Source organism: Rossellomorea sp. GAMAL-10_SWC (genome assembly GCF_049568075.1).
GTDB lineage: Bacteria > Bacillota > Bacilli > Bacillales > Bacillaceae_G > Gottfriedia.
This window is the reverse complement of record NZ_CP144911.1, coordinates 261,926-278,662: the sequence shown is the minus strand read 5'-3', so window position 1 is coordinate 278,662 and position 16,737 is coordinate 261,926. Positions and strand designations below refer to the sequence as shown.

Sequence of the window (16,737 nt, the reverse complement as noted above, 5' to 3'; positions counted from 1 at the left end):
AAAGTAAATTGCATTTATTATTATGTTTATTTAATTACACTACCTGAGCCAGCGAATTTCGGTTTCCAATATGAATTAGAAAGACTTACAACAGCTACTCCCTTACTTGAAGTCGCTGAAATAAAATTATTATTTCCCATGAAAATTCCTACATGGCTAATACCTTTTTTGTATGTATTTTTGAAGAAAACTAAATCACCAGGAACAGGCTTTTTAACAATTGAGCTAACAGTATACATTGACGAAGCAGTTCGAGGTAATGAAGTACCTACTTTTTTGTATACATACCCTACGTAACCTGAGCAGTCAAAACCTTTAGTACTTGTACCACCAAAACGATATGGCACTCCAGTATATTGTTTAGCGATTTTTGTTACCTGATTTTTCTTTGAGTATGGGTTATATGTAGATGCTGCTTGTGATTTAGTCGTAAAAAATACCATGCTCAGTAAGCATACGAAAGCTATAAGGACTTGCTTTTTCATCTCTTTCTCCCCCTTCATTGATAATGTAAGTCTAACAAAATACCATTTTGAAAGCCATTACAGGAATGTTACAAATTGTCGAAGTGTTTGTAATACTATAAAACCTTGTAGGTTTTTGCCAAAAATATGCAGCAAAAAATGGCTATCATTCGACAGCCATTTTTTAGGGTATTGAGAAATCCGAACACTAATTTACCTTAATTGATAAGGTTACGAGCCCCGTTAAATAGTGGTATTCTTACTTGATTTTAAGTTGAAATCTAGTGGTAAAAAGTTCGGCCCCATTCATTTGTTTTTACTGGATTATGTTTAGTTTTGGTTGTTTCAAAGTCTATTTTAATGATATATCTTCTTTTTCTTTGATTTATTATTCTATTACCCCATGTTTTGTAGCCTTATTTGCAGTTTTCATATTTTTAATTGCAGTTCCAGCCTTTTTATTTGCACTTCCACAGATTTCCCCCATTGAAAGCAATCATCCTGTACAAAATGAAAACAGACTGTCATGTCACAGTCTGTTCAGTAAGTACCATATAAAAAAATTAGATTAAGCGATAAACTCTAGCTTCAAAAGGTTTAAATTCCATGTTTTCAACTAATTGATGATCTGTTAATTCAATGTTCGTTAAACTTAATTGGGCATTCTTTTTCGTAAGTTCTTTCGGTAATGTAAATTTTTGTTTCTCTGATGATAAATTAGTAATCACTAAGAATGTTTCTTTTTCACCATTTCGAGTGTATGCATAAACAGGTTCATTTTTAACGTCTAGATATTCATACGGTGCATAAACTAGTGCCTTATTTTCTTTACGTAATGAAATCATCTTTTTATAGAATGATAAAATAGAGTCTGCATCTTTTTCTTGGATTTCAACATTTATTTCAGTAAAGTTATCATTTGTTTTAAGCCAAGGTTTCCCCGTTGTAAATCCAGCATTCTTTGTACTGTTCCACTGCATAGGTGTGCGAGAATTATCTCTGCCTGTTTTCCATAAAATGTCTAGTACATCTTGTTCAGTTGAACCATTTTCAATCATTGTATTATACATATTTTTTGCACTTACATCATTATAATCGTTAATTGATGTGTAATGAACATTTGTCATTCCAATTTCTTGTCCTTGGTAAATAAATGGTGTTCCTTGCATAAAGAAATACATTACTCCAATAGCTTTTGCTGAAATTTTCCAAAATGCCTCATCATCGTTTCCTAATGTACTGACTGCTCTAGGTATATCATGGTTCTCTATAAATAATGCATTCCATCCATATCCTTCTAAACCAGTTTGCCATTTAGTAAGTACTTCTTTTAAATCAGCGATGGAGGTTTCCGATTCATCGGTTTTCTTCCAAAGATCTAAACTTTCGAATTGGAAAATCATATTGAACTTACCTTCTTTTTCTCCAACCCACAGGTGTGCATCTTTTGTTGTTACACCATTTGCTTCTCCGACTGTCATGATGTCATATTTATCAAATGTTTCACGTTTTAGTTCATCCAGATATTTATGAATTCCTTCTTGATTCATGTGCATATCAAAGCTTGCCACATATTTCTCTTTCTTTGGATTTGGCATATCTGGAAAACCTGGTCGTTTTCTTATATGACTGATCGCGTCTACTCGGAAACCGTCGATTCCTTTATCTAACCACCAATTAATCATATCATAGACTTTTTGTCTTACTTCTTTGTTCTCCCAATTTAAATCAGGCTGCTTTTTGGAAAATAAGTGTAAGAAATATTCCTCTGTTGCTTCATCGTATTCCCATGCAGATCCACCGAAAATACTTTCCCAGTTATTTGGCTCATTGCCTGATTTATTTCCTTCTCTCCAAATATAGTAGTCTCTATAAGGATTATCTTTAGATTTTTTAGATTCTAAAAACCAAGGATGTTCATCACTTGTATGATTGACTACCAAATCTAAAATTAACTTCATTCCTCTTTCGTGAACATTCTCTAATAACTCATCAAAATCAGCCATTGTGCCAAACTCATCCATAATGTCCTGATAATCCGAGATATCGTAACCATTATCATCATTTGGTGACTTGTAAAATGGGCAAATCCAAATAACATCTATACCGAGCTCTTTTAAATAATCTAATTTGGAAATTACACCTCTTAAATCACCAATTCCATCACCATTTGAATCCATAAAGCTACGTGGATAAATTTGGTAAGCAACCGCTTCCTTCCACCAACTTTGATTTGTCATAATCTCTCTCCTCCAAATGCATAAAAGCGTTTTCAATTTTGACTATATTAGTAGCCTTCTTTAAAAAATTAAGTACAATTTCAATTGCAACCGTTTGCACATTATTATCTTAACATTCAACTAACTATAGTTCAATAACCGAAATTAAGAGCCAGCTTGCTAGAAATTTCTATTCTAACTCCCTTATGCTGCTTTATTTAAAAACGTTTTCAAAAAAAGCAAAAAAAAAGCAACTTAGGTTATACCTTAAGCCGCTTATAGTTCTAATTTCTTTACATCCTTTACCTTTGCTGAAGGATGTATTTGAACATCTTCTGTATATTCAACAAGGTCGATTACACATTTTGGTCCAATTGTTACAGCATCGCCTCGTACTACACTTGCTGTCGTATAATCAATTTTTACAGCACTTCCTTCAATAACATCTGCTTTGAAGTTTGTACGGTTGTTAAAAATTTTCGTAAAAAGTCGTGATAATACATTACTGTCATCAAATCGACTAATTTCAATTGTTTCTCCGCCTATTTCAGGAATATAACTAAATCCACTATGATAGCTATATCCACCATGCGTAATTTTTACATTTTCAGCATTTAATAAACCATTCATTGATAAGTGACCTTTTGCTGTAAATACTTCACATTCAGATCCTTTTTCTGTTGAAAGTGATCCTTTTATATTAATGACTTCTGCTTTTACTAAACCTGTTGTTTTCATTGAACCAGAGACATGAATACTTTGAACATATAAGTCACCTTTTGTTTTAAAGCTACCACTAATATTGACATCTCCACCAGAAACTTTTCCATCAATAGAAGCTGAGCCACTGACGTTCATTTTTTTTGCTTCAACATCACTTAAACATTTAGCACTACCACTGCAATTAAAGTATTCCGTTTCTACTTTACCATTAAATTTAGCAGAACCACTTACCTTTACTTCATGACAAAGAATATCACCTAGAATTCGGCCGCTACCACTAATTTTAACGTCATCATATCGTCCAGTACCAATTGTTCCTGAACCATTAATAATCGCATCTTGCCTCGATTGCACATTCGCCATAATGTCTCCTCCTTATCTTTATTTAATTGCTTTATTTAAATAGCTCGAGAGAGTAACATTGATTAAGATCGAATCCTTTTGATCAACAAACGTCCCATGATTTCCAATAATCCATGTACCCATACCAAATTTTCGAATATAAATGACAGTCGCTTCATCCATGTTAATTTGGTTTTTATGCGTTTCAACCAAATTTAAAAATTGTTTTATTTCATCTATTGTTACACTTCCATTTGAAAGCCACTCGTTTACAAAAAGTAACGAACATAGTTGAACCGTACCTAAATGCTCTAATTTAGTATTTGGAAAAAGTGATTGATATATTTGTACAACTTGTTTAGGGATTTGCTCCAAAGATAAAGTAGCATTCCCACGATCAGAAACGATTACTTCATTGATTGAAAACACTCTAGCAATATCATCTAATGATTGATCATCCTTCAACTCTTTTATTTTTTCAATCCGATCCAAAATTCTCTGTTTTGGAAAAAACGTTTCCTGCCCAGTAAAGCTTGATTTTTTCATAAACCACTCTTCAGGAATGATGTTTTTCCTTTTCCATCTATAAAGCTGTCCGTACGATATGCCTGTAAGTTGTAGTAAATCTTTTTTGGAAATTAATTCTTCACTCATATGACATTCCTCCTGACGTGAGTATAACAAAACAATGTTTTATTGTAAAGTATTCGGATGTAGCACTTTTGACATAATAATTATTCAATTTCACAACAATATTGTGTGTAACAATGTTTTAATCAAAATCATTTTCATATAAAGAAAACTCGTCGATTGACGAGCCTTTTAGAGAGAGTCATAGTTGCACCTATTTTCATAGAATTGTCTATTACATGAGTATTCCCCATATTTCTTAAGTGAAAAAAATACCCAAAATCCATTTATCCATGAATTTTGAGTAGCAATCTCACTCTAAATCTATTTAGTTAGAATGTCATAACCGCCGTCTACGAGTAACTGTTTAACTCCAATCGTACAGTTATGTCTCAGAACGATTTTCATTGAATTTTAAGAGAAAGTAATAATTTTCAACGTACTTATAAGTGAATTGAAGATCTGTTGTAAAATTTGAAAATTGCTCTATTTCAAAATCATCTACAGAAAACTCATCTCTATCTAACTGTTTGGTAACCTCTTCTACGAACTGCTTACTAAACGTCATATACTTACCCTACCTAATTTAATTATTTTAAATATTACAACTTATTTTATACAGTATTTTATACAAAAATAGTAGGATTAGAATATAGTAGATTCCCCTACAACCGTTGATAAATCAACAATGTATAAAATTGTGCATACAAAATAAAAAAAACACAAAAGCCAATCCCTTCTGCTGCAAGGGATTGGCTTTTGTGTTACTTCCGTTAAGAATCTTTATGTAAACTAGATTTGCATACGATATTCAAGCAAAATTGAATTGTTAATTTAAATAACTACCACTTAACAAAAATAATAAAATAACACTCACTAATGTTTTATAAAAAAATAATAATGTTGGTCTTTTTAATAAATAACAGATACTTTCAATTGAAATTACTACTGTAAAAGAAGATAAAACAATATTAAAAATTAAATCTGAACCTATATCTGCTTGATTTATCACACTAAGTAAAAATCCAAACATAAATGAAATAAATAACAGTTTATAAAAATCACCTAATTTAAACTCACTAAAAACTTTTTTATATGTAATAGTTTCTTGATTAACATTCGATGTTTTAAGAGTATTTTTCATGTAAACAATGCCTGTTAACAGTATAATTAATCCACACATTAGATTAGTGATTATTGCTACATACAGCATATTTACACTCCTTCCTATTTTTTACAAGCAGCCCATACACCTGTAGCTCCTGTCAGTTCCCCTGCTAATCCTACTAAAGCTGTACCACCAACACGTAATCTTTCTTCCCAAGTTGATGCACTTAATAATAATCGTGCAGATCGAGTAAATCCACCTAATGCATTGATATATTGTTTAATTTTCACTAGTTTTGAAGCCATGATGAGATTAGAGCCTAAAAATAAAGATATAGCTGTTGCACATTTACCAATACGAATCCAGTCAGGATCAGCAATAATAGGGAAAACTGAGTTTTCATTAAATTCTACTGTTTGAATTAAAGTATTTCCGTCTACAGTATATTTTGTTGGTACAGAATTACCATTTGCATCTTTAGCCCATGCTGGTGAAAATACACTTTGAATAATATTATCAGTTATTTTTATTTTTAAATTCTCCACACATTTGGTTCTGCCATCATTCCCCATATTACTACCTTCTGCGCAAAGAATAAATTATTATTGTTTTGTTGTATTTTGTTAATAGCTTTATGAAAATAATAAATCTTTAGAAATGTCTTTACCTGTAGAAAGTAATACAGAACTTTCAAAATCAGAAAATGGAACACTTAATTTTCAAAATCAATCTGAACCAGTAGATTTTTCAGTACAACCTACTGAGGAAGGGGTTCGTACTTTAATTACAATTAAAGATAATACAGCACCTCATGAATATAAATTTGAGGTTGACATTCCAGATGGAGGAAAACTTGTTTCATCTGCTGAATATTTAGGTGAGGAATATGACACTGGAGAAGTATTTAAATCTATTTAATCTCTTTTGTTCAATTCGTTCCTTATTACCTCCTTTTATCTAAAAACTCTCTACAATCCAATTTTAATGGGATTTCAATTAAACTATAGTTCCAACAATCATCAAAAATATTTCAACTATGAACCATTTAACCTTTTTTAAACAACCAAAAAAGGTTAAAGCATATGCTTTAACCTTTAGTCAAAATCCATTTCATTAATAAGATGACCATTATATTTCTCTTTTTCTACTAAACTCAACTCCTGGTAATCTTGTTCAAGTTTAACTAAATGAGAATTCCTATTTACAATTAACTTACCATAGCAACAATAAAAACAAAATTTTAAATTTTATTTCCAAAATTGCCACCATTTCTTTTCCTCTTGTTTAGATGCAGCCATTTCTAATTGAATTTGCTTTAGCTCCTGAATTGAACGAATCATCTGCATAAAATAATCATCTTGCTTAGTTATTCTCTCCCCTCAACTCGGTCAAGCCGTTGAAATAACTCACTATTTTGTTTAATCAGTTCAGTTGTTTGTTTAGTTAAAATACTTAATTCTGCTTCAGGAACAACTACCATTATCTCTAAAGCTGGCTCAACTATATCCTCATAATCAATCACTAAATTTTTCAAACAACCTTCATTCTCTAACCGATTCTTTATATCATTTTTTCTTATAGATCTTTTAGCTAGCACCTTTTCTTTGATCCTAAATTAAGTCTACATCTTCTTTCTCAAGAACTACACTTACTTGATATTCCTTCAAGTTAATGGTTCTCTCGTTCGTAAATTTGACCCCTTCGTTTTGGAGCAAACGTTTTTGCCTTAAAAATCCTTCTTCATCTTGGATTCCTATTTCACCTTTAGCATTTATAACTCTATGCCATGGCAATTGGTATTTTTGGCCCATCGAGTGTAAGATTCTTACAACCTGTCTAGCTCCTCTTGGACTTCCTGCCAATTTTGCAACTTGGCCATATGTCATAACTTTTCCTAGTGGTATATTTTTAATAATTTCAATCGCTCTACTTGTAAAAGATTCCATTTTTTCCCCTTCTAAAATTCACATTTTGGGCTATTTTATATTAATTTTACCACATAACTTATTATGCCTATTTATTAATAAAATAGTGTCCGTTTCTACTATTAAAGAATAGTCTAATTAGTAGATTTAAATATAATGGGGAGGATGATAGTGAATTGAATGCTAATTTTTTAATAGCTTTACGAGAAGGCCTTGAGGTTTCCTTGGTAATCGGGTACTTACTCATTACTTTAATACAAAGTAAAAAAGAGCATTTAATTAAATCGGTAGTTTACGGAACAATACTTGGAGTAGTAGTTAGTATTTTTGCTGGATTTTTCTTATTTACAACATTCGGTGAACTAGATGGAAGTGTTGAACATACAATTGAAGGTGTGATTCAATTAATTGCAGCATTGCTAATCTTCTATTTTATTTACTGGTTAAGTAGTCAAAGTAGCATTAATATTTCAGATAAACTAAAATCAGAAGTTAAAATTATGGACAGTAGTGTTTCATTATTTTTAATGGCAAGCGTATTTGTGATCCGGGAAGGCTTAGAGCTAGTTCTCTTTGTTTTATCAAATGCTCATACAATTGCCTTTGTTGGTATGATTTCTATCTTACTAGGAATTATTATAGCTATCTTAATTGCATATTTATTTATCAAAACTACAATTAATTTAAATATTAAAGTGATTTTTACTTTACTAGGTATTCTATTAATTTTCTTTGGCGGTAAAGTATTCACTGAGGGTCTTTTCTCCTTTATCGATGCTACCCCACTAGTTGAACAAATCGTCTATTATGGATTTGTCCTCATTTCACTATTTTTTTTATTTAAAAACAACATACTATCATTTTTCAAAAAATAAGATAGCTTTGTCTAATACGCCTGTCTTAAAATACTTCAATTATAGAAGAAAACCTGCAAAATGTGGGTTTTCTTCTTTATTCTAGTTACACTTTTGCACTTAACATCACTTTTCTGTATAGTTTTTCACATTCATACTATAATATTTTTATAAGATAAAGAAAGGTCGGATACAATGAAAATTACAATTTCCAAAGATGCATTAAAATGGTTTAAAGATGAAATGAATGTCAAAGAAGGAGATACAATTCGTTTTTTCGCACGTTACGGTGGAAATAGTACAATACATAAAGGCTATTCTTTAGGTGTTACTAAAGAACAACCTGTGGACATCGGAGAATCTATTACGATTGATAACGTAGTCTATTTTATAAACGAAACAGATTTATGGTATTTTAAAGATCATAATTTAAGTGTAATTGTAAATGAAAATAATGAATTACATTTTGATTATGAACCTAAATAATGTAAGGAGCTTAGGTAGTGTTTGTGCCTAAGCTCTTTTTTTGCTTTTGAATCTATTGAAGTAGCTTGTTTATTTTCTTGTATAAGTAACTGGCAGGATCGTTCGATATGGAAAGGATTTTTTAAGCATAAAAAGAATATAGTTTTAAGAGAATAAACATATCCGTGTTTCTCATTTGGAACTTTTTGGAGGGAATTTAGATGGCTTTTTGGATTTCAACTATTGGTAGCTTTTAGCATTGGGTGCATGGATATGGTATTACTCATCTTTAGGAAAAAGAATAAACCAAGAAGAAAAAGAGGCTGGCAAAGATCTATCTTATGAAATTAATCCATTCACAGGTTCAGCTAAATCGTTTTATAAAAATGGAAACTGAATTTAAATAGTTTCCATTTTTATTTTAGGCATTTTTTTATATTAATAATTCTATTATTAATTCTGATATAATACTTGTTGGATATAGTCATCTTGGAGGAGTTCATTTGGAAAAAGATATTAGAAAAGGCCTCATTTATGGCTTTTTATTTGGAGTAGCAATTGCGATTTTATTTATTAAACATTATGAAATAATCGCAGATTCTGATGGAAACGAGATCAATTATTTAGGTGTATTTGATTATTTAATCATAATTTTAAAGCGTGGTATAGTTGGTTCTTTTAGTGGAGCGATGATTGCTTTTATTATATTTAAACTAAATTCTTCTTTAAAACTGACAAAAAAAATGAAAATTGGTGCCCTTATTTTTGGTATATGCGTAGTGGGACCGGTTATTCAATATTTAGTATCTTTAAGATTAAATGAAATGGTACTTTTCAACTAAAAGAATTTAGGAATTTTTTTTAGAGGAATTGGAGTGATCTAATTAATAATAACAATTGTTAGCTTTTTAATAATTGCTTGGATTCTAAGCTGGTTTAAATTTGAACAAATATTTGTTCAAGCAATTAAAGAACTTTTTAATAAAGAAATAACAAAAGCGAGTTATTATTTCATCTTTTTTTGTATTGTAGCAATAGGCGACATCGTATTATTAATAAATGGTACTTTTTATGATAAACTCTGATACGGTTTAGTCTATGTTATTTAGTAAGGTATATCTAAAAGGTTGTCTATTAGACAGCCTCTTTTTTTGTTTTTTTATTAACAGAGTTTTGTTTTAAATAAAAAGAGTGCCCCACTATTGAAGTGAGGCACTCTTTTTCAATTATTCTTCAATCTTTTTCTTTTTGCTTACTAACTTATAAATAACTGGGATGATGATTAGTGTTAAGAATGTTGAAGTTGTTAAACCACCAATTACAGTTACTGCTAATCCTTTCGAAATTAAGCCAGAAGTTGAATTTGAAAGGGCCATTGGTACTAATGCAAGAATTGTCGCTAATGCTGTCATTAGGATTGGACGTAATCTCGTCTTTGAAGCCTCAATTAATGAGTCAGTTACATCTAATCCATTTTTACGATTATGCTCAACACGGTCTAATAATACAACCGCATTCGTTACAACAATACCGATCAACATTAATAGTCCGATCATTGCACTCATTGAAAGTGTTTGCTTACCAATAAATAGCGCTAAGAAAGCTCCGACTGGTACGAAAATTAGTGAGGTTAAAATAACAAACGGTGTTCTTAAGCCACCAAATGTCATACTCATGATTAAAAATACTAATCCAACAGCAACTACCATTGCTATTCCTAAACTGCTGAATCCATCTGAAATCATATCTAAACCGCCGCCAATTTTCATATCGACGCTTTTTGGTAAATCAATTTTATTTAAATGATTTGTTACATCTTTTGTAATTGCTGCAGTATCTTTACCTTTTACTTCTGCACTTACTGATGCAAACATTTTTCCATCATCATGGTTGATTGAAACTGGTGCATCCTTTTGAGAAATAGTTACATAGTCTTTAATTTCTTTCGGACCTGTTGCAGTCATAAATTTAATTTTTTCAATATCTTCTTTTGAAGTTGCTTTAGTTTTATAACCTACAGTAAGCTTATTTGTTTCGCCGTTAAAATCGTAATCACCGATTTCAACGTCGTTAATTTTTTCATTAATAGCTCCCATAACTTGGAACATTGAAATATTTTCATCGTGTGCTTTATCGTTTAATGTGATTTCTAATTTAGGTTGTACATCTTTTAAATTATTAGAAACATTTTTCAGACGATCATCACTATTTAATTCTTTTTCAATTTTTGATGCTGCATTTTTTAAGTCATTAAAGTTAGAAGAGTATAAATTTACATCAATATTGTTCCCTGTTGGAGGACCATTTTGAGAAAGTTCTTTTGCTGTGATTGTTGTACCTTTTACTTTCGCATCAACAATTGAAGGAACTTCTTTATTGATTTTTGAAAGTTCTTTATCCATGTTCTTTCCATCTTTTAGATTGATTTGGAAGATTGCTTTATTTTTGCCACCATCCATATTCATCATAAAATCACGTTTACCACCAACAGTAGCTTGTACACTGTCAATTTTGTCGGAATTTGCAAAGTATTTTTCTAATTCTTTTGCGACTACATTTGATTGATCCACAGTACTATTCGATGGAAGAGTTGCTGTCACTTGAAGTGTTTTATTTACACTTCCTGGTAAGAATGAGAATCCTAATAAAGGAATCATCGATAATGAACCAGCTAATAAAACGATTGATAATAAGATAACAATCCATTTACGTTTTAATGCCGAACGAAGTAACTTTTCGTAACCTCTCATAAAACGAGTATCATTACTATGTTCTTTTAATGGTTTTGATAAGAATTTTGCTCCTAATGTTGGAATTAAAATGATCGCAACAATTAGAGAAGTTAAAATCGAAACTACTACTGAAATAGCAAATGGTCTAAAAAATTCTCCGATAATACCACTTACAAATGCTAAAGGTAAAAATACTACTACCGTTGCAAATGTAGATGATGCAATGGCACCAATTACTTCTTTAGTTGCATATAATGCCATCTCTTTTTTCTTATATTGATTACCTTTTTGTTGTTTCCATCTGTATATATTTTCAATTACAACGATACTATCATCAACAATACGTCCGATCGCAACAACTAGTCCACCTAAAGTCATAATGTTCAATGTGTAACCTAATGAATTTAATACAGATATTGTTGCAAAGATTGAAATTGGTAATGATAAAATTGAAATGATTGTTGCTCTAATATTTCTTAAGAACAACAGAATAACGACTACTGTAAATAACGCACCTAATAGACCTTCTTTAATTAAAGAACTAACGGATTTTTCGATCTCTTTACCGTTATCCATAATGACATGCGTTTCTACATTATTGTCTTTCTTAAACGTTTTAATTTCTTTTTTAACAGATGTTGCTACATCGGCTGTATTTGAATCTTGTGTTTGAGAAACAGATAAAATATAACTTTCTTTTCCGTTATATCTAGATATTTGTTCTTGAACTGATACTACTTTTACATCTGCAATGTCAGCAACCGTAACATTTTTTGGCGTTACTGTTTGTGCTTGTCCTGCACCTCTACCTAGTTGTGCTCCTTGAGTCATCGTACCCATTTGTGAACTTTGAGCAGCTGCACTAGATAGAACTGTTTTTTTGATTTGATCGACTGAATTTAACGTACCTTTCATTCGAACAGAGACTGTTTTGCCATTATTCTCAACAGATCCTAATGGCACTGCATAATCTAGACCTTGAATTGCCGTTTTAATCGTATCTAAAGAAATGCCTTTTTCTTCTGCTTTTTTATTATCTACAACGATTTGAATTTCTTCATCTTTTGTTCCTTGAAGACTTACATCACTAACACCAGTGATTTTTTTAATTTGAGGAAGTAAATCTTTTTCAATTGATTGTTGTAAGTCTTTTACTTGTCCGTTATTTGCAATTGCAACTTGATAAATAGGAGCAGAATCCATCGCAATACGTTGAACTGTCGCTTCTGCTTTATCAGGTAACTTAGTTTTATTGATTACATTATCAACGTCTTTTTCAATTTTATCCATATCCGATCCAAAAGGATAAATCAAAAAGATTGAAGCCATATTTTCACTTGAAGTACTTGTTAACTGATCATAGTTTTCAAGCTTCATTAAACCTGATTCGATTGGTTTAGTGACCTCAGTTTCTATATCCTCAGATGATGCACCAGGGTATACTACCTGTACTGCAACAGCTGGAAATGAAACATCAGGAAATGTTTCAATTTGTATTTTTTGGGCAGAATAAATTCCTCCAACTAAAACAAGAACACTTAATATAATAACTGAAATTGTGTTCTTCAAACTTAATTTCGTTAAGCCTGCAAACATAATGTATCTATTTCCCCTTTCGATTGGTTACAATTCTAATACGTGATTAGTTTATCAAATCTATATGAACAGAATATGAACAATTAAGAACATAATTTGAACTTTTTAATTTTACAAGCTTTTCGGAAGGATAATCGTAAAGCTAGTTCCTTTCCCAACAACACTTTCAACCTCTATTTTCCCATGATGTATTTCGATAATTTTTTGAACAATCGAAAGACCAAGCCCAGTTCCTTTTTTATTTCTAGAACGGTCTGCTTGATAAAAACGTTCAAATATCCGCTCCATATCTTCCTTACTTATTCCTAGTCCACTATCGCTAATCATGACGTGAATAGTATGATCCAACTCCAAAATATCTACTTTAATGTACCCAGCTATTCTTGAGAACTTAATCGCATTTTGAAGTAAATTAATCCATACTTGTTCAAGTAGTAATCGATCTGCTACTATTTCTGTTTGTGGTAAATTTAAAACTAATTGAAGCTTTTTACTTTCCCAATGTGGCTCTAATGCCAAAATAATTTTTCGAATTTGTTCATCTAATTTGTAGGTCGTAGGCTGGAATGGATGTTGCTCAGAGTCTAATGAAGCCAGCTTTAACAACCTTTCACTCATCATTGAAAGACGTTCACTTTCTTCCTCAATAATGGATAAATAATGTTCCTTTTTCTCTTCAGCTAACTTATTATTTCTTAAAACCTTTGCAAATCCCTTAATTGATGTTAACGGTGATTGAATTTCATGAGAAACATTTGAAACAAATTCACTTCTCATCTCTTCTAGCTTGTTTAATTTATTCGTCATCAGATTAAAATTTGAAGCGAGTAGTCCAATTTCATCCTTACGTTTAATCGTTACTTGAACGTCATAGTTACCTTTAGCTAGTTCTTTTGTGGCACGAATTAGCTCTTTTACTGGCTTTACTAATAACTTAGCAACAAATAAAAATGTTACTGACCCAATGATTAAAGTTGTCAGCAAACTAAAAAATAAAACTCTCCGCATTTTAAAGAACCCACGATCAATATTGGGTTGAATAAATAAAGCATATTGATGTCCATCTTTTTCAAAAGGTAGACCGCTGAGATATCCTTTTGTTTGAACATTACTTTTGTTTAGTACATTTAATACTTGTTCTTTTTTTATATTCTTCTTTTTTAGTGCTGTATTTTTCAAAACGATTTTACCCGACTCATCATACAGTGAAATATAAAAATTTTTACTAAGAATTTGTAAGGTCGCATCTACTCCATTTTGATTATCTTGTTTAGAATAGATGGAAATAAAATTTTCTCCAACATCAATTAAATCACTTTGTACTTCTGTTTCAACATGTTTTATAAAGTATTTTGAAGCGATAAAAAAAGTAATGACTAAACTCAATAAAATAACTGAAATAAAGATTAAAACCAATCTCGTATACATACTTTTCATGCGTGATTTTCCTCTAATTTATAACCTAAACCTCTAATTGTAACGATTTCGACTGTAGCCTTTAACTCTCTTAGGCGCTCTCGTATTCTCTTTATATGCACATCAACTGTGCGTTCATCTCCTTCGTAATCAAGTCCCCATATTTGCTCAATCAAATCATTCCTCGTAAAAATTCTTCCAGCTTGGCTTGCAAGCTTCAACAATAATTCGAATTCCTTTAATGGTAATGTAATCGATTGATCATTCGCCGAAATTTCAAATTTAACTTGATTAATCGTTAAATTACCTATAATAATATTTTTATCAGATAGTAATTGAAACCTTCTTAATAGAGCTTTTACACGGGCTACGATTTCCAAAGGATCAAACGGCTTAACAACATAATCATCTACCCCAAGATCAAAGCCTTTTAATTTATCTTGAGATTCACCTTTTGCTGTGACCATTAAAATCGGAATATCATAATATTTTTTAACCTCTTTTGTGAACTCATATCCATCTACTTCAGGCATCATCACATCAACTACTACTATTTGAATATAATTTTCTTCCAGTAACGTTAATGCTTCTTGACCATTTTCAGCCTCAATAACTGTATAGCCTTCACCACTTAAAAAAATAGAGATTAACTCCCGAATATTTGCATCATCATCGACAACTAATACATTTACATGATTCAATAAATTCACCTACTTACATTTCAAATAATTATGTACATATTATATAGACTCATTATGAACTAAATATGAATTATGAAACCAAAACTAACCATATAAAAAAAAGAATGGCCTAATTGACCACTCTCTAACGGAAGTTTCAAATATTGTTTCAATCCATTTTTATTTCGATTTTCTACAATACTAATCAATCTATTCTCACGACTTTACCTGATTTTCTCTCTCTAACGATTCTCTTCCTATTCTCAGACTTTCCACACTTATATTTTCCATTTTCATCATCTACTACAGAATCCTTACGAGTCATAAATACTGCTATTAACATAGTTAAAATAAGAATCCCGCCAAATATATACATTTCTAGCACTACATAACCCCCACTTACTTTATCAAAATTGAATGCAAAAAAGACACTAGGAAAATCTCCAGTGCCTTAATAAGACATCATTTTGGAAACCTTCTCTTACACGCCTACGAGGTTAGCTGTCGGATTCGGACCTAAAAAGTAGCCCTACCTAAAAAGGATTCACCCCAAAGTACAAGTGTACAAAAATTGGTTCCCCCGCTTCAAAGTTGAAATGTCCCTCAATAATAGAAGAAACACTTAACTAAAACTCAGCGATCTATGGTCATTTAATTTTATGTATATTACTTAAATTACAATTCAACTACTAAATTGTAAACTATTTTACTACTTAAAGAAACTAATATGTCTTTTGATTAAAAATGCTGGGCCAATAAATGACCATTAGATTAATCTGTTACTAGTTGATTTTTGGATAGCAAGTTGTTCAATATTACTTACTAAAAAAGGAGCATGAGTCCATCTCTGTTATGAAACCCTAATTCACAGTTAACGTATGTAATTATTAACTAAGGTCCTTTAAAATAAGTAATAACCCCTATTATTAAATTAAAAGTGACATATATCAATAAGATGGTTCCAACAATTCTTCCTGTGTTTTATTCTTTTTGTTTGCAAATTTGTTAATTAGGAAGACAATAATAGCTATTACTATAATAAGAATTAATAATGGTATAAAAATAAATAAGTCTGACATAGTTTGTTCTCCTTTATGTATTCAAATAATACAGAGTTACTAAAACACTAATATTCTATGGAGAATCTTTTTATTCCTTGTTTAACTAAATTGCAATAGTACAAATAAAAATAGGATCGCCGCAGCAACCCTTTCTTAGCGCAGTTTATTTCTCCCAAAGTTCAACTAATCTACCTTCAGGATCTTTAATCCATGCAAACTTACCATAATCACTAATCTCTTTTTCCTTAGCAAGAGGTATACCGACTTGTTGAAGATGCTTAATCGTCTCATCTAGATTATAAACTTGAAAATTTAACATGACTTGCTGTTCTGTTGGGAAATAATTGTCTTCTTCCGTAAAGAAAGAAAAGATCGTTTCATTTTCAGAATCGGGTTTAATGATCGTCCCATTCCAATTTTCTATTTCAACATTCAGCACTTTACTGTACCATTTTTTTAAAGCATCCAAATTTTTAGTCCTCCAGAATATTCCCCCAAAACCTTTGATCATCATAGTCTACT

Annotated in this window: 20 protein-coding genes and 1 riboswitch; of the genes, 5 read left to right on the top strand and 15 right to left on the bottom strand. The window is 31.0% G+C overall.

Translation table 11 applies throughout. From position 1 onward, the window contains the following. Window positions 1–26 precede the first annotated feature (26 nt). From V5E38_RS01325 to V5E38_RS01295, 7 genes are all read right to left on the bottom strand, one after another. Entirely contained in the window at window positions 27–485 is a 459-nt protein-coding gene (locus tag V5E38_RS01325; RefSeq protein WP_499211906.1) for a C40 family peptidase, read from the bottom strand. Window positions 486–1,027: 542 nt separating this feature from the next. After that, window positions 1,028–2,704, bottom strand: coding sequence for a glycoside hydrolase family 13 protein (locus V5E38_RS01320; RefSeq protein ID WP_499211905.1), 1,677 nt, complete (start codon window positions 2,702–2,704; stop codon window positions 1,028–1,030). A gap of 255 nt (window positions 2,705–2,959) precedes the next feature. Further along, window positions 2,960–3,769, bottom strand: a complete 810-nt coding sequence (locus V5E38_RS01315; protein ID WP_499211904.1) for a polymer-forming cytoskeletal protein — start codon at window positions 3,767–3,769, stop codon at window positions 2,960–2,962. Between the two features lie 18 nt (window positions 3,770–3,787). Beyond that, window positions 3,788–4,402 (bottom strand): DUF4004 family protein, encoded by a 615-nt coding sequence (locus V5E38_RS01310; protein WP_499211903.1) that lies wholly within the window; start codon window positions 4,400–4,402, stop codon window positions 3,788–3,790. 361 nt (window positions 4,403–4,763) lie between these two features. Further along, window positions 4,764–4,946 carry a hypothetical protein gene (locus V5E38_RS01305; protein ID WP_499211902.1) on the bottom strand — a complete coding sequence of 61 codons (183 nt, stop codon included), beginning with the start codon at window positions 4,944–4,946 and terminating at the stop codon, window positions 4,764–4,766. A gap of 261 nt (window positions 4,947–5,207) precedes the next feature. Further along, entirely contained in the window at window positions 5,208–5,591 is a 384-nt protein-coding gene (locus tag V5E38_RS01300; RefSeq protein WP_499211901.1) for a hypothetical protein, read from the bottom strand. A gap of 14 nt (window positions 5,592–5,605) precedes the next feature. Continuing rightward, window positions 5,606–6,058 (bottom strand): hypothetical protein, encoded by a 453-nt coding sequence (locus V5E38_RS01295; RefSeq protein ID WP_499211900.1) that lies wholly within the window; start codon window positions 6,056–6,058, stop codon window positions 5,606–5,608. A gap of 85 nt (window positions 6,059–6,143) precedes the next feature. Here V5E38_RS01295 and V5E38_RS01290 point away from each other — a divergent pair, with 85 nt between their 5' ends. Beyond that, the gene (locus V5E38_RS01290; protein WP_499211899.1) at window positions 6,144–6,404 is read left to right on the top strand and encodes a hypothetical protein; all 261 of its coding nucleotides are present in this window, start codon (window positions 6,144–6,146) and stop codon (window positions 6,402–6,404) included. Between the two features lie 329 nt (window positions 6,405–6,733). Here the strand turns inward: V5E38_RS01290 and V5E38_RS01285 are convergent, their stop codons facing one another. From V5E38_RS01285 to V5E38_RS01275, 3 genes are all read right to left on the bottom strand, one after another. Further along, window positions 6,734–6,856, bottom strand: a complete 123-nt coding sequence (locus V5E38_RS01285; RefSeq protein WP_499213491.1) for a DUF3967 domain-containing protein — start codon at window positions 6,854–6,856, stop codon at window positions 6,734–6,736. Further along, window positions 6,853–7,020: a hypothetical protein gene (locus V5E38_RS01280; RefSeq protein ID WP_499211898.1), complete on the bottom strand. Its 168-nt coding sequence runs from the start codon at window positions 7,018–7,020 to the stop codon at window positions 6,853–6,855. The genes V5E38_RS01285 and V5E38_RS01280 overlap by 4 nt, the downstream gene beginning before the upstream one ends. Window positions 7,021–7,096: 76 nt before the next feature. Further along, entirely contained in the window at window positions 7,097–7,432 is a 336-nt protein-coding gene (locus V5E38_RS01275) for an MGMT family protein (RefSeq protein WP_097976538.1), read from the bottom strand. 155 nt (window positions 7,433–7,587) lie between these two features. Between V5E38_RS01275 and V5E38_RS01270 the strand changes: the two genes are divergently transcribed. From V5E38_RS01270 to V5E38_RS01255, 4 genes are all read left to right on the top strand, one after another. Next, on the top strand, window positions 7,588–8,286 hold the full coding sequence (locus tag V5E38_RS01270; protein ID WP_499211897.1) for an FTR1 family protein: 699 nt from the start codon (window positions 7,588–7,590) through the stop codon (window positions 8,284–8,286). 174 nt (window positions 8,287–8,460) lie between these two features. Next, window positions 8,461–8,751, top strand: a complete 291-nt coding sequence (locus tag V5E38_RS01265; RefSeq protein ID WP_499211896.1) for a HesB/YadR/YfhF family protein — start codon at window positions 8,461–8,463, stop codon at window positions 8,749–8,751. Window positions 8,752–8,989: 238 nt separating this feature from the next. Further along, window positions 8,990–9,127, top strand: coding sequence for a hypothetical protein (locus V5E38_RS01260; protein ID WP_499211895.1), 138 nt, complete (start codon window positions 8,990–8,992; stop codon window positions 9,125–9,127). Between the two features lie 106 nt (window positions 9,128–9,233). Continuing rightward, window positions 9,234–9,572, top strand: a complete 339-nt coding sequence (locus V5E38_RS01255; RefSeq protein WP_499211894.1) for a hypothetical protein — start codon at window positions 9,234–9,236, stop codon at window positions 9,570–9,572. A 384-nt stretch (window positions 9,573–9,956) separates the two neighbouring features. On the opposite strand, the gene V5E38_RS01250 is transcribed toward V5E38_RS01255, so the two are convergent. The 5 genes from V5E38_RS01250 to V5E38_RS01230 all read right to left on the bottom strand — a co-directional run bounded on the left by V5E38_RS01250 (window position 9,957) and on the right by V5E38_RS01230 (window position 16,726). Beyond that, window positions 9,957–13,058: an efflux RND transporter permease subunit gene (locus V5E38_RS01250; protein ID WP_499211893.1), complete on the bottom strand. Its 3,102-nt coding sequence runs from the start codon at window positions 13,056–13,058 to the stop codon at window positions 9,957–9,959. Between the two features lie 111 nt (window positions 13,059–13,169). Further along, on the bottom strand, window positions 13,170–14,495 hold the full coding sequence (locus tag V5E38_RS01245; protein WP_499211892.1) for a sensor histidine kinase: 1,326 nt from the start codon (window positions 14,493–14,495) through the stop codon (window positions 13,170–13,172). After that, a complete protein-coding gene (locus V5E38_RS01240; RefSeq protein ID WP_499211891.1) occupies window positions 14,492–15,175 on the bottom strand; it encodes a response regulator transcription factor in 684 nt (227 codons plus the stop codon). Before V5E38_RS01240 ends, V5E38_RS01245 begins: the two co-directional genes overlap by 4 nt. Before the next feature lie 184 nt (window positions 15,176–15,359). After that, the gene (locus V5E38_RS01235; RefSeq protein WP_097976550.1) at window positions 15,360–15,539 is read right to left on the bottom strand and encodes a hypothetical protein; all 180 of its coding nucleotides are present in this window, start codon (window positions 15,537–15,539) and stop codon (window positions 15,360–15,362) included. An 86-nt stretch (window positions 15,540–15,625) separates the two neighbouring features. After that, window positions 15,626–15,766, bottom strand: a riboswitch (cyclic di-AMP (ydaO/yuaA leader). Window positions 15,767–16,378: 612 nt separating this feature from the next. Next, on the bottom strand, window positions 16,379–16,726 hold the full coding sequence (locus V5E38_RS01230; RefSeq protein WP_499213490.1) for a VOC family protein: 348 nt from the start codon (window positions 16,724–16,726) through the stop codon (window positions 16,379–16,381). Between the last annotated feature and the right edge of the window lie 11 nt (window positions 16,727–16,737).

Coding starts and splice junctions, on each gene's coding strand:
- V5E38_RS01325 (WP_499211906.1), bottom strand. CDS start 485: ATGAAAAAGCAAGTCCTTATAGCTTTCGTATGCTTACTGAGCATGGTA.
- V5E38_RS01320 (WP_499211905.1), bottom strand. CDS start 2,704: ATGACAAATCAAAGTTGGTGGAAGGAAGCGGTTGCTTACCAAATTTAT.
- V5E38_RS01315 (WP_499211904.1), bottom strand. CDS start 3,769: ATGGCGAATGTGCAATCGAGGCAAGATGCGATTATTAATGGTTCAGGA.
- V5E38_RS01310 (WP_499211903.1), bottom strand. CDS start 4,402: ATGAGTGAAGAATTAATTTCCAAAAAAGATTTACTACAACTTACAGGC.
- V5E38_RS01305 (WP_499211902.1), bottom strand. CDS start 4,946: ATGACGTTTAGTAAGCAGTTCGTAGAAGAGGTTACCAAACAGTTAGAT.
- V5E38_RS01300 (WP_499211901.1), bottom strand. CDS start 5,591: ATGCTGTATGTAGCAATAATCACTAATCTAATGTGTGGATTAATTATA.
- V5E38_RS01295 (WP_499211900.1), bottom strand. CDS start 6,058: ATGGGGAATGATGGCAGAACCAAATGTGTGGAGAATTTAAAAATAAAA.
- V5E38_RS01290 (WP_499211899.1), top strand. CDS start 6,144: ATGTCTTTACCTGTAGAAAGTAATACAGAACTTTCAAAATCAGAAAAT.
- V5E38_RS01275 (WP_097976538.1), bottom strand. CDS start 7,432: ATGGAATCTTTTACAAGTAGAGCGATTGAAATTATTAAAAATATACCA.
- V5E38_RS01265 (WP_499211896.1), top strand. CDS start 8,461: ATGAAAATTACAATTTCCAAAGATGCATTAAAATGGTTTAAAGATGAA.
- V5E38_RS01250 (WP_499211893.1), bottom strand. CDS start 13,058: ATGTTTGCAGGCTTAACGAAATTAAGTTTGAAGAACACAATTTCAGTT.
- V5E38_RS01245 (WP_499211892.1), bottom strand. CDS start 14,495: ATGAAAAGTATGTATACGAGATTGGTTTTAATCTTTATTTCAGTTATT.
- V5E38_RS01230 (WP_499213490.1), bottom strand. CDS start 16,726: ATGATCAAAGGTTTTGGGGGAATATTCTGGAGGACTAAAAATTTGGAT.